The organism is Acinetobacter sp. ANC 4648 (assembly GCF_002135345.1).
Classification (GTDB): domain Bacteria; phylum Pseudomonadota; class Gammaproteobacteria; order Pseudomonadales; family Moraxellaceae; genus Acinetobacter.
In genome coordinates this window covers 568,094-580,372 of record NZ_NEGI01000001.1, presented here as the reverse complement: position 1 = coordinate 580,372, position 12,279 = coordinate 568,094, and the positions used below count along the sequence as shown (strand labels likewise).

General features: G+C 40.9%; 15 protein-coding genes and 1 pseudogene. 12 read left to right on the top strand and 4 right to left on the bottom strand.

Features of this window, described 5'->3' with window-relative positions; all coding sequences use genetic code 11:
• Positions 1-234 precede the first annotated feature (234 nt).
• Positions 235-865, top strand: a pseudogene (locus tag B9T27_RS02725) (LysE family transporter).
• 61 nt (positions 866-926) lie between these two features.
• On the opposite strand, the gene znuB reads toward B9T27_RS02725, so the two are convergent.
• From znuB to B9T27_RS02710, 3 genes are read right to left on the bottom strand one after another with little or no spacing between them, the layout of a single operon-like run.
• The gene (znuB, locus tag B9T27_RS02720) at positions 927-1,727 is read right to left on the bottom strand and encodes a zinc ABC transporter permease subunit ZnuB (RefSeq protein ID WP_086205303.1); all 801 of its coding nucleotides are present in this window, start codon (positions 1,725-1,727) and stop codon (positions 927-929) included.
• Positions 1,728-1,730: 3 nt separating this feature from the next.
• Positions 1,731-2,519 carry a zinc ABC transporter ATP-binding protein ZnuC gene (gene znuC, locus B9T27_RS02715; protein WP_086205302.1) on the bottom strand — a complete coding sequence of 263 codons (789 nt, stop codon included), beginning with the start codon at positions 2,517-2,519 and terminating at the stop codon, positions 1,731-1,733.
• Positions 2,492-2,989, bottom strand: coding sequence for a transcriptional repressor (locus tag B9T27_RS02710; RefSeq protein ID WP_086205301.1), 498 nt, complete (start codon positions 2,987-2,989; stop codon positions 2,492-2,494). Before B9T27_RS02710 ends, znuC begins: the two co-directional genes overlap by 28 nt.
• A 139-nt stretch (positions 2,990-3,128) precedes the next feature.
• Between B9T27_RS02710 and B9T27_RS02705 the strand changes: the two genes are divergently transcribed.
• The 11 genes from B9T27_RS02705 (at position 3,129) to B9T27_RS02655 (ending at position 11,829) form a co-directional block, all read left to right on the top strand.
• On the top strand, positions 3,129-3,971 hold the full coding sequence (locus B9T27_RS02705; RefSeq protein ID WP_086205300.1) for a metal ABC transporter solute-binding protein, Zn/Mn family: 843 nt from the start codon (positions 3,129-3,131) through the stop codon (positions 3,969-3,971).
• A 170-nt stretch (positions 3,972-4,141) separates the two neighbouring features.
• Entirely contained in the window at positions 4,142-4,540 is a 399-nt protein-coding gene (locus B9T27_RS02700) for an ATP synthase subunit I (protein ID WP_086205299.1), read from the top strand.
• A gap of 100 nt (positions 4,541-4,640) precedes the next feature.
• Positions 4,641-5,516, top strand: a complete 876-nt coding sequence (atpB, locus tag B9T27_RS02695) for a F0F1 ATP synthase subunit A (protein WP_086204397.1) — start codon at positions 4,641-4,643, stop codon at positions 5,514-5,516.
• Positions 5,517-5,600: 84 nt separating this feature from the next.
• Positions 5,601-5,852, top strand: coding sequence for a F0F1 ATP synthase subunit C (gene atpE / locus B9T27_RS02690; protein ID WP_039620623.1), 252 nt, complete (start codon positions 5,601-5,603; stop codon positions 5,850-5,852).
• Between the two features lie 38 nt (positions 5,853-5,890).
• Entirely contained in the window at positions 5,891-6,361 is a 471-nt protein-coding gene (locus tag B9T27_RS02685) for a F0F1 ATP synthase subunit B (RefSeq protein WP_086204398.1), read from the top strand.
• A gap of 12 nt (positions 6,362-6,373) precedes the next feature.
• Positions 6,374-6,910 (top strand): F0F1 ATP synthase subunit delta, encoded by a 537-nt coding sequence (locus tag B9T27_RS02680; RefSeq protein ID WP_086205298.1) that lies wholly within the window; start codon positions 6,374-6,376, stop codon positions 6,908-6,910.
• 45 nt (positions 6,911-6,955) lie between these two features.
• On the top strand, positions 6,956-8,500 hold the full coding sequence (atpA, locus tag B9T27_RS02675; protein WP_086205297.1) for a F0F1 ATP synthase subunit alpha: 1,545 nt from the start codon (positions 6,956-6,958) through the stop codon (positions 8,498-8,500).
• Between the two features lie 76 nt (positions 8,501-8,576).
• Positions 8,577-9,446 (top strand): F0F1 ATP synthase subunit gamma, encoded by an 870-nt coding sequence (atpG, locus tag B9T27_RS02670; protein WP_086205296.1) that lies wholly within the window; start codon positions 8,577-8,579, stop codon positions 9,444-9,446.
• Between the two features lie 26 nt (positions 9,447-9,472).
• Positions 9,473-10,867 (top strand): F0F1 ATP synthase subunit beta, encoded by a 1,395-nt coding sequence (gene atpD, locus B9T27_RS02665; RefSeq protein WP_086205295.1) that lies wholly within the window; start codon positions 9,473-9,475, stop codon positions 10,865-10,867.
• A 27-nt stretch (positions 10,868-10,894) separates the two neighbouring features.
• Positions 10,895-11,314, top strand: a complete 420-nt coding sequence (locus B9T27_RS02660) for a F0F1 ATP synthase subunit epsilon (RefSeq protein WP_086205294.1) — start codon at positions 10,895-10,897, stop codon at positions 11,312-11,314.
• A gap of 212 nt (positions 11,315-11,526) precedes the next feature.
• Positions 11,527-11,829, top strand: coding sequence for a hypothetical protein (locus B9T27_RS02655; RefSeq protein ID WP_086205293.1), 303 nt, complete (start codon positions 11,527-11,529; stop codon positions 11,827-11,829).
• A 4-nt stretch (positions 11,830-11,833) separates the two neighbouring features.
• On the opposite strand, the gene B9T27_RS02650 is transcribed toward B9T27_RS02655, so the two are convergent.
• Positions 11,834-12,277, bottom strand: a complete 444-nt coding sequence (locus B9T27_RS02650) for an AAA family ATPase (RefSeq protein ID WP_086205292.1) — start codon at positions 12,275-12,277, stop codon at positions 11,834-11,836.
• Positions 12,278-12,279 lie beyond the last annotated feature (2 nt).

Genomic DNA, 12,279 nt, shown 5'->3' with positions numbered 1-12,279 from the left:
ATAATGATGAATATTAATTCCAAACGTTCGAATGGGTGGTATAAGTATATTTAATTAAAAAATAAGGTAGCAGATAAATAGTTACCTTTATTTTTATTTATCAATCCCCTTATTGTGCATGATCAAGCAACAGTTGAATAGTAAAGTCTTATATTTTTTAACGATTAAATTAATCGAAATGTATGGTTTTAAAACCACTATAATGGCTTGTTAAAAGTTTTCTATCCTTTTGTTATGTCGTATCAAGTCTGGTTTGCTTATATGTTGGCGTGCTGGGTGATTATATTTCACCTGGTGCGGGTGCGGGTGCGGGTGCGTCGCGTCTATGTCGAGCGGTCTAAATTATAATTTTCGCCAGTGGTTACTGGAACGCAATAAGTTTATAACTGGCATTGTTTGTTCAAATTGCGATTGTCGCAGCAGGTGTTGGGGTATTATTTGCAACGACACCGTTGGCGTTTTTGTAGTGAAATGGTTTGGTGTTTTATATTTACTGTATTTAGCTTACATACAATGGACGACGAAAACATATTCGATAGATATCCCAACTGAGTAAGCGATAAAATCTATTCCCAAGCTGATCTTATATGGCTTTATCGTCAATATCAGTAATCCAAAAGCCATTGTATTTTTATTGGTAGTTTTGCCACAGTTTTTAGATTTGTCTAAACTACAATGGATTCAATATGTGATTATGGCAATCACAATGATTACTATTGATTTGATTGTCATGGCAGGTTATACAGGTTTGGCGGCTAAAGTATTAAGACTTTTAAAATCTCCGAAACAACAAAAATATATGAATCGAACTTTTGCCTTCCTGTTTAGTTGTGCAGCAGGGTTGTTGAGTTTGGTGCATCAATAAACAATAAAATCTTATGAATTATCTTGAGCTATTATTCTGTTGAAATTTGAGAGTGAAAAAATTAAGCCAACTTTTTCACTTTCTGTAGGGTAAAGATCACAGCAAATAAAATTGACATACATAAGACAATACTTAAGCCTGTTGAAATATTTAAAGCTGCGCTAGACCATAAGCCAATAGTGATACCACTCTGTGCAGCAATAAAAGCAAAAATAACCATTTGCTTGGGTGAGTGTGAAAGTAAACGTGCTGTAAGCGCTGGAATCACCAATAAAGCACCCATCAACAAAGAGCCAACTGCGCGTAACGCCAAAACAGTAAACACAGCCAAAAGCAACATAAATACTAAGCGCTGCCACTTTGCATTCACACCCTCACTAATTGCAATATCGGGATCAATTGCAATTTGAATTTGAGCATGCCAGTTTTTATATAAAATCGCTAAAGCGATCACAATAACGCTTGCAAAAATTGGCAAGTCAGACCATTCGATAGTAAGAAGATCACCAAATAAGTAGCTTAAAAGTTCTGGCCGTAATGCTGGTAAATGCTGAATCAGTAATAAACCTGAGCATAATAAAGTCGCCGAACAGAGTGCCAATAAAGCATCATTGGGTAGGCGAGGATCATGTAAAACCCACAATACTGCAACCAATAAAATCGCAGTAAATGTAACTCCAATCCAGAGGGGGAGGGCTAATACGGCTGCAAGTGCTACACCTAATAAAGTCCCATGAGCCATCGTGTCAGCAAAAAAAGACATGCGGCGCCATAACATTAAACACCCCAGTGGGGCGGTCAGAAACACTAAAAGTGTTCCCATAATCCATGCAGGCAATAGTAATTGTAACCATTCCATCATGGCTTAAGTTTCCGGTTCTGGGTGAATATGTGGACGAGGATCATGCTGACAAGCTGTGGCAGTATCGCCATGCGCACAATGGCTATGATGATGTTGATAGAGTACGCGTTGAGTACCAAATAAGGCCTGATACTCAGGATGTTGCTGAATATTTTCGGGTAAACCGCTACAACAAATATGCTTATTTAAGCACACTACACGTTGCGTGCCTTGCATTACCCATTGTAAGTCATGTGAAACAATTAAAATGGAGCAGCCATAACGATCGGGAATACTTCGCACATAATCATAAAGTTCAGCTTCAGATTGAATATCCAGGCCTTGCATCGGTTCATCGAGTACTAACACATCAGGTTGGCGTAGTAGGGCTCGAGCCAATAAAACCCGTTGCCGTTCTCCGCCTGAAAGTTGCTGCACTTTGGATTCATTTAATTTGGCAATGCCAGTATCTTGAATAATTTCAGCTTTAATGGCTTTATCACATTGCTCTAAATTGAGTAAATCTTTTACTCGTAATGGCAGGCTGTGTGAGGGATTAAACTTTTGGGGGACATATGCCAGTTTAAGCTTTTTCTCACTGAGAATTTTGCCAGAATTGGGCTTAACAATACCTAACAGTACTTTGATTAGGGTGGATTTTCCTGCACCATTGGGACCAATCAGTGTCACAATTTCTTTTCCGTGCAGTGAAAAATCAACATTTTTGAGAATGTCGCGCTCATCAATTCGCACATTGATTTTTTCAAGTGCAACTAAAATTGGGTTTAAACTTTGCTCGAGCATGGCTGACATATCCCTGATATTTCAATAATACTATGATGTGCATTAAATTGATCAGACGCTGCGAGTTGGTCAAGCTGCTGAATTAGGCCATATGCAGAGGCTTCTTTTACGGTATGACATTGTGTGCAAATCAAAAATGCCGCTTGGTGTCCTTCACGTGGATGACAGCAGGGGATATAGGCATTGATTGAAGTTAAGCGATGAATAAAACCTTTTTCTAATAAGAAATCTAAAGTTCGATACACTGTCGGTGGTGCAGCAGGGCGTTCAGATGCACTTTTTAATTTTGCTAAAAGATCATAAGCACCCATCGGGCCTGATGCAGTTAAAATCAGTTCCAGCACCTCTTTACGCAATGGTGTTAGTCGTGCACCTGAGGTTGCACACAAATTCTCTGCTTCTATAAGACGAGCTTCGACGTTGGGATGATCATGTACGCCATGTAAAGTATCATGATGCTCGTGTGAACATAAGCTCATAGCAGACCTCAAGAGTTCTTTTAAATGTTAGAGACGATCACAAATATTAACATGAAGGCTCATCATCTTACGAATAGCATAGGTATTTTTTAACTTGTGTTATACTATAACATTAAATTGATCTTGGTAAGCCGTTCTCATGTCCCGCTTTATTGTGTTTTTCTTGAGCGTTATTTGTGTGAGTACCAGTTGGGCGCAAGCACCATTGGTTGTATCAACTCATCCCATTTATTTGATTGCTAAAAAGATCACACAAGGAATAGAAGAGCCACAACTGCTATTGGAACATCAAACGGGTCATGATGTGCAACTTACACCAACACATCGTAAAATGATTCAAGATGCTTCTTTGCTGATTTGGTTGGGTAAAGAACATGAAGCACCGTTAGAAAAAGTGTTAGCGGGTAATAACAAAGCCATTTCAATTTTAAAATCAGGGATTCTTCAGCCTTTACCTTTGAGAAATACACGGGGTATTGCATTAAAAGACACGATTGATACGCATGTTTGGTTAGACCCAAATAATGCAGTACGTATTGGTTTTTTTATTGCCGCTTTACGCTCGCAACAACATCCTGAAAATAAAGCAGCATATTGGAATAATGCTAATCATTTTGCCAAAGAGTTAAAATTAGCATCTCAGCAATATAGTGGCATTGGTGCGGCTCGGCCGTATTGGGCTTTTCATGATGCGTATCAATACTTAGAACGCCCGTTGAATTTAAAATTTGCAGGGGCTTTAACCGATGATCCTCATATTGCGCCGACAGTGGCACAAATTAAATATCTCAATGATACACGCCCATATAGTAAAATGTGTTTGTTGGCCGAAGTGAGTGCTAATCCAAGTCAATATCGAAAATTGGGGAATTTATCCTTTCAATCTGTGGATGAAAGCTTGGCACAACAACAAGATTTTGTCGTGGCATGGCAAACTTTAGCCAAGGAAATTCGAGCTTGTGTACTTAGTGCACGAAAATAATGCAAAAAATAAGCAACAATTGTACATATCAAAAGCAACACAACTATTGAAAAAAAATTGACTAAGGTCGGGAAAAGATTGCATGTTTAGGGGGGTAACTCTATAATGCCTGCGATTAAAAACGATCATCAGCTAAACTTGTCAAGCATTTATGCTGTGAGTGGATAAAAATGAGCCGAACTAGTCGCTTGATTGACCGACGATTAGCGAAAGCTTTGGTCCTATTACAAGCCATAATGATACCTGTTTCAGCTTTGATAGCGTGGGTCTTGAAAGACTCGACTGCGGCTCTAAGTGCAGCATTAGGTGCATTTGTGTGTTGGCTTGCCAGTTGTTATTTTTCTTGGCAGTCGTTCCGAGCAGCAGGCGCGAGAGCTTCCAGACACGTTCTTTCGAACATGTATAGAGGCTTGATGGGCAAATTTGCGATTATGATCGTTGGTTTCATTTTAATTTTAAGCAATGTTCAACCGTTATCTCCGGCAGCATTGTTTTGTGGTTTTATACTTGTGCAAACGATGACGTGGGTCGCTCCTTTTTGGGTGTCACGTCAACAAAAACAAGTTTAAGCGCAGCAGAATTGAAAATTTTTTTGAGGAAAACGAGATATCATGCAGCACGCGATATTCGTTGACCCTTTTAGTATTTGACATTGACCAGGTGTGATTTATGGCTGCTGAAGAACATGCCCTTACTTCGACCGAGTATATCAAGCATCACTTGACCAATATGACCTATGGCAAAATGCCAGATGGTTCTTGGAAATTGGCTGAGACTGGTGAAGAAGCTCATTCGATGGGGTTCACTGCAATTCACTTGGATTCAATGGGTTGGTCAATTACGCTGGGTGTAATTTTCTGTTTGTTATTCTGGTGTGTAGCGAAAGCTGCAAACTCTGGTGTTCCTACCAAGTTCCAGTCTGCAATCGAAATGATCATCGAGTTTGTTGACTCAAGTGTCCGCGACACATTCCACGGCAAATCACGTTTGATTGCACCTTTAGCCCTCACAATTTTTGTGTGGATTTTTCTGATGAATGCGATGGATTTACTACCAGTAGATTTCATTCCACATCTTGCAGGAATTATTGGTTCTAACGTATTTGGTATGGATCCTCATCACGTATACTTCAAAATTGTTCCATCTACAGATCCAAACGTTACTTTAGGTATGTCTTTATCTGTATTTGTTTTAATTTTGTTCTATAGTATTCGTGAAAAAGGGATTGGTGGTTTTGTTGGCGAATTGGCGCTGAATCCATTTAACCCAAGCAATCCAGTTGCAAAAGCGTTACTTATTCCAGTAAACCTTATTTTGGAATTGGTAACTTTCCTTGCACGTCCAATTTCATTGGCACTCCGACTGTTCGGTAACATGTATGCAGGTGAGTTAATCTTCATCTTGATCGCGTTACTACCGTTCTGGATCCAATGGGCGTTGTCTGTGCCTTGGGCTATCTTCCACATTCTTGTTATTACGTTACAAGCGTTCATTTTCATGATGCTGACTATCGTATACTTGAGCATGGCAAGCGAAAAACATTAATGGTATTGCCTAACTATCAGCTGATGGTTGGGTACAGTTTTTTAAACTTAATTAGGTGAAAACCTAACATCTGAGGAATTTTTCATGGAACCAACTATTATTCCAGGTTTAGTTGCTATTGCTGCTGCAATCCTAATCGCTTTTGGTGCTTTAGGTACTGCAATTGGTTTTGGTCTTTTAGGTGGCCGCTTCCTTGAAGCTGTTGCACGTCAACCAGAATTGGCTCCACAACTTCAAACTCGTATGTTCTTAATCGCAGGTCTTCTTGATGCTGTGCCTATGATCGGTGTTGGTATTGGCTTGTTCTTCATCTTTGCTAATCCATTTGTAGGTTAATCAGCTTAATTCCTAAATTAAACTATTGAGGAATAGCAATGAATATTAACCTCACATTGATTGGTCAAGCGATTTCATTTGCGATCTTTGTCGCATTTTGTATGAAATTTGTATGGCCACCACTAATCAATGCGATTAGTGAGCGTCAGCGTCGCATTGCTGACGGCTTAAATGCTGCTGAAAAAGCGAAAGCTGATCTTGCTGATGCGCAAGCACAAGTTAAGCAAGAAATTGATGCAGCAAAAGCACAAGCGGCTCAATTGATCGAACAAGCGAACCGTCGTGCGGCTCAATTGGTCGAAGAAGCGCGTACCCAAGCATCTGCTGAAGGTGAGCGTATTCGTCAACAGGCTAAAGAAGCTGTTGATCAAGATATCAATACAGCGCGTGAAGAATTACGTCAACAAGTTGCTGCCTTGGCAGTTGCTGGTGCAGAGAAAATTCTGAACCAACAAGTTGATGCAGAAGCTCACAATGCCATGCTTAATCAGCTGGCTGCTAAACTATAAGCGAGGCGAAACATGGCTGAACTCTTGACGTTGGCACGCCCGTACGCTAAAGCAGCATTTGCTTATGCATCTGAGCAGAATGCAACTGACGATTGGTCAAATGTATTACAAATGCTCAGTGCTGCGGTGCAAGACGAAGCATTTTTCGCTTATTTAAATCGCCCTGAGCTTACTCCTGCTGAGCAGGTAAGTCTTTTTGTGAAAGTATTAGGTGAGCAATCTTCTGTTTCAGTGTCAAACTTTTTGACATTGCTTGCAGAAAATGGCCGTTTGGCTTTGCTACCTGAAATTGAAACAGAATACGAACAGCTCAAATCACAAAATAACAACACTGTAGATGTTGTTATTGAATCTGCATTTCCACTTGATTCAGTTCAAGAACAGAAATTGGCTCATGCGTTGGAAAAACGTTTGAACAGTGCTGTAAAAGTATCTGTAGAAGTGAATCCAGCGTTAATCGCTGGTGTAGTTATTCGTGCAGGCGACCAAGTGATAGATGACTCTGCGCTTAACAAGCTTGAAAAAATGCGGACTCGTCTTCTTGCATAACTGCGTAAAGAAGACTGAACTAATTAAAGATTGAGGTATAGCGCAATGCAACAACTGAATCCATCCGAGATCAGTGCGCTCATTAAACAGCGTATCGGCGATCTGGACACCAGCGCGACCGCTAAGAACGAAGGGACCATTGTTATGGTTTCCGACGGTATTGTGCGTATTCACGGCCTTGCTGATGCAATGTACGGTGAAATGATCGAATTCGACGGCGGCTTATTTGGTATGGCACTGAACCTAGAACAGGATTCAGTGGGCGTCGTTGTTTTAGGTAACTACTTAAGCCTTCAAGAAGGCCAAAAAGCGCGTTGCACAGGTCGTGTATTAGAAGTTCCGGTTGGTCCAGAACTTTTAGGCCGTGTGGTAGATGCTTTAGGTAACCCAATTGATGGTAAAGGCCCAATTGATGCAAAATTAACTGATGCTGTTGAAAAAGTAGCACCAGGTGTAATTTGGCGTCAATCAGTGGATGAACCTGTACAAACTGGTTATAAATCAGTTGATACAATGATCCCTGTAGGCCGTGGTCAGCGTGAGTTGATCATTGGTGACCGTCAGACTGGTAAAACAGCAATGGCGATCGATGCGATCATCGCTCAGAAAAATTCTGGCATTAAATGTGTATACGTAGCTATTGGTCAAAAACAATCGACTATCGCTAACGTTGTACGCAAGCTAGAAGAAACTGGTGCTATGGCGTATACCACTGTTGTCGCAGCAGGTGCATCAGATCCAGCAGCAATGTTGTATTTGGCTCCGTATTCTGGCTGTACAATGGGTGAATACTTCCGTGATCGTGGTGAAGATGCGTTAATTATTTATGATGATTTGTCTAAGCAAGCAGTTGCTTACCGTCAAATTTCATTGTTATTACGTCGTCCACCAGGTCGTGAAGCGTATCCAGGTGACGTATTCTATCTTCACTCGCGTCTTCTTGAACGTGCTTCGCGCGTATCTGCTGACTACGTTGAGAAATTCACTAACGGTGAAGTTAAAGGCCAAACAGGTTCATTAACTGCATTACCGATTATTGAAACTCAAGCGGGTGACGTATCTGCATTTGTACCAACGAACGTAATTTCGATTACAGATGGTCAGATCTTCCTTGAAACATCATTATTCAACGCAGGTATTCGTCCTGCTGTGAACGCGGGTATCTCTGTATCTCGTGTTGGTGGTTCTGCGCAAACTAAGATCATCAAAAAATTGTCTGGTGGTATCCGTACCGCTTTGGCGCAATATCGTGAATTAGCAGCGTTCGCTCAGTTTGCCTCTGACCTTGATGAAGCAACACGTAAGCAACTTGAACACGGTCAACGCGTTACCGAATTAATGAAGCAAAAACAATATGCTCCATATTCAATCGCTGACCAAGCTGTTTCAATTTATGCATCTAACGAAGGTTATATGACTGACGTTGAAGTGAAGAAAATTGTAGACTTTGATGCTGCGCTTGTTTCTTACTTCCGTTCAGAACATGCTGCGTTGATGCAAAAAATTGACGAGTCTGGTGCTTGGGATAAAGAAATCGAAGCATCATTCAAAGCCGGTATTGAGAGCTTTAAAGCGACTCAAACTTACTAAGTTCAACTTGGTTAAGTTTGGTTCACGGATCAACCTTCGGAGGCTTGAAAGAGCCTTCGAATACTAGGTTAAGCGTATGGCAAATTTAAAAGAAATTCGCGCCAAAGTAGCCAGTATCAAGAGCACGCAAAAGATTACTCGCGCGATGCAAATGGTGGCTGCTTCTAAAATGCGTCGTGCGCAAGAGCGCATGGCTCAAGGCCGTCCGTATGCCGAAAATATGCACCGTGTAATTGCTCATTTGGTACAAGCGAATCCTGAATACAAACACCGTTATATGGTTGAACGCCCTGTAAAACGCGTTGGCTATATCATTGTTTCTTCAGATCGTGGTTTGGCAGGTGGCTTGAACATTAACTTGTTCAAGAAAGTTGTTAAGCACGTACAGCAACAACAAGAGCAGTCAATTGAAGTTCAATTTGCTTTAATTGGTCAAAAAGCGGTTTCGTTTTTTAAAAACTACGGCGGTAATGTACTTGGCGCAACGACGAATGTCGGCGATGCACCAAGTTTGGAACAGTTATCTGGTTCAGTGCAAATAATGTTGGATGCGTTTGATAAAGGCGAGTTAGATCGTATTTATCTCGTATCAAACGGCTTTGTGAATGCCATGACTCAAAATCAAAAAATTGAGCAACTCGTGCCTTTAGCTGCGGCTGAAGAAGGCGAGAGTCTGAACCGTTCTTACGGTTGGGATTACCTTTATGAACCAGAAGCTGAACAGCTTTTAAATGGTTTGTTGGTTCGCTATATTGAGTCTGTGGTGTATCAAGGTGTGATTGAAAATATCGCATGTGAGCAATCTGCACGTATGGTCGCTATGAAAGCAGCGACAGATAATGCGGGTGATATCATTAAGAGCCTACAACTTATTTATAACAAGCTGCGTCAAGCCGCGATTACTCAGGAAATTTCTGAGATCGTTGGTGGTGCCGCTGCCGTTTAACATTATTTTGAATTGAGGAGACAGCAATGAGTAGCGGTCGTATCATTCAGATCATCGGCGCGGTTATCGACGTCGAGTTTGAACGCAATAACGTTCCTAAGATCTATGACGCTCTCCAAGTTGGCGGTACTGAAACTACTTTAGAAGTTCAGCAACAGCTTGGTGATGGTGTAGTTCGTACCATCGCAATGGGATCTACTGAAGGCCTTAAACGTGGTCTTACTGTAACGAATACTGGTGCACCAATTTCTGTACCAGTTGGTACAGCATGTTTGGGTCGTATCATGGACGTTCTTGGACGCCCTATCGATGAAGCTGGTCCAGTTGCAACTGAAGCGCGTTTGCCGATTCATCGTCAACCACCTTCATATGCAGAACAAGCTGCTTCTACTGATCTTTTAGAAACTGGTATTAAAGTAATCGATTTACTTTGCCCGTTTGCTAAAGGTGGTAAAGTTGGTCTGTTCGGTGGTGCCGGTGTTGGTAAAACTGTAAACATGATGGAATTGATCAACAACATTGCGAAAGCTCACTCAGGTTTATCTGTGTTTGCTGGTGTTGGTGAGCGTACTCGTGAAGGTAATGACTTCTATCACGAAATGAAAGATTCTAACGTTCTAGACAAAGTAGCAATGGTCTACGGTCAGATGAATGAGCCACCAGGTAACCGTTTACGCGTAGCGTTGACTGGTTTGACTATGGCTGAATATTTCCGTGATGAGAAAGACGAAAACGGTAAAGGCCGTGACGTATTGTTGTTCGTTGACAACATTTACCGTTACACATTGGCTGGTACCGAAGTGTCTGCACTTCTAGGTCGTATGCCATCTGCAGTAGGTTATCAGCCTACACTTGCAGAGGAAATGGGTCTTCTTCAAGAGCGTATTACATCAACTAAGTCTGGTTCGATCACTTCGATCCAAGCGGTTTATGTACCTGCCGATGACTTAACAGATCCATCGCCTGCTACAACATTTGCTCACTTAGATGCAACTGTTGTATTAAGCCGTGACATCGCATCTTCTGGTATTTATCCAGCGATCGATCCACTAGATTCAACTTCACGTCAGCTAGATCCATTGGTTGTTGGTGTTGAGCATTATGAAATTGCACGTTCTGTACAGAACATCTTGCAACGTTATAAAGAGCTTAAAGACATCATCGCAATTTTGGGTATGGATGAATTGGCTGAAGAAGATAAATTGGTTGTTTACCGTGCGCGTAAAATCCAACGTTTCTTCTCTCAACCATTCCACGTAGCTGAAGTATTTACTGGCGCGCCTGGTAAATTAGTATCTCTTAAAGAAACGATTCGTGGCTTTAAAGGTCTTCTAGCTGGTGAATACGATCATATTCCAGAACAAGCGTTCTATATGGTTGGTGGTATTGACGAAGTTATTGCTAAAGCCGAGAAACTTTAATTAGCGACTCTAATTTAGGAGATTCTCATGGCGACTATGCAATGTGATGTTGTAAGTGTAAAAGAGTCTTTGTACTCGGGCACTGTAACGATGCTAATTGCAAAAGGTGCAGGCGGTGAGTTAGGTATTATGCCTGGTCATGCTCCGCTTGTAACTTTGCTTCAACCGGGCGCAATTCGTGTTCTGTTGGAAAACGGTACAGAAGAGTTAATCTATGTATCTGGTGGTGTTCTAGAAGTTCAACCGCATGTCATCACGGTTCTTGCAGATACTGCAGTCCGTGCTGAAAACTTAGATGAAGCTGCAATTTTGGAAGCGCGTAAAAACGCTGAAACGTTGCTTGCAAATCAAAAGAGCGATTTGGACTCTGCTGCTGCTTTGGCTGCTCTTGCAGAAACTGCTGCTCAGTTGGACACGATCCGAAAAATCAAAAACCGCGCTCAATAAGACGCAGTTCGAGATTGAAAAAGCCACCGAAAGGTGGCTTTTTTTATTATTTTTTTAAAATGGATTGAAAGGAATAATAAGTAATCACTCATTAATAAATTGTTGAATATGCTAGTTTTTGATTATTTAAACTACGGCTAAAGTTATATATTCAAATGACTACTTTTTCGCTTAGTCTGATTCAATTAATTTTTCATAGCAATAGAGTGACAATGCAGCTTATCGAACAAGAATTCCATTTTTGGGAATTGTATCAAAACAACGACCAATATTATTTAGGTATTGCTGTAGATATGAGCTCGGTGGTTTCTTGTTGGGACTTGGTTTTATCAGCACAAGAGATCTTAGACTATCAAAACATGGGTCGTGAAAGTGTCAATGATTTAGCTCAACGGATTATTGATGCGGCGTATAAAGGTGATTTCTCAATGATGGAAAGTCGAGTTGCATCAGCACAGATCAAAGCAGAGATGCAAATGACATACCGTACTTGGCGAATCAATCAAAATGCATAATCATTTATATAGATATGGGATGAATGGAAAATTTATCATTGCCTATAATACTAACCTGAAAAGTCTGATCAAAGCCTTCAGTTAACCTTGGTTGTTCTAACTTCTTATAGGTTGCTCGAACACCTATTTCAGGAATGTTGGCCTTGCCCGTGCGTTGATTATTTCTCAGTAACGTACCTTTTAAGTCAGTTTCAAAATAATAAGAAATCACTTCAAAGCCAGCATCTTTAGCCCGCTGAATATAACGCGCACGATTTTCAGCAGTAGGGTTTGTATTACCAATCACCATTTTGGTTTTAGAGACTAAGCCTGCTTCAAATATGGTATTTTCACGATGGCGAGTTTTCAACATATCTAAATTGATTCGCAGATGAGAGTGATAAAAATAGTGTTGATAAAAAGTTGATTTCCCCGATGCTTGAGCACCTGTAAAAATAATTAGTTGCATAG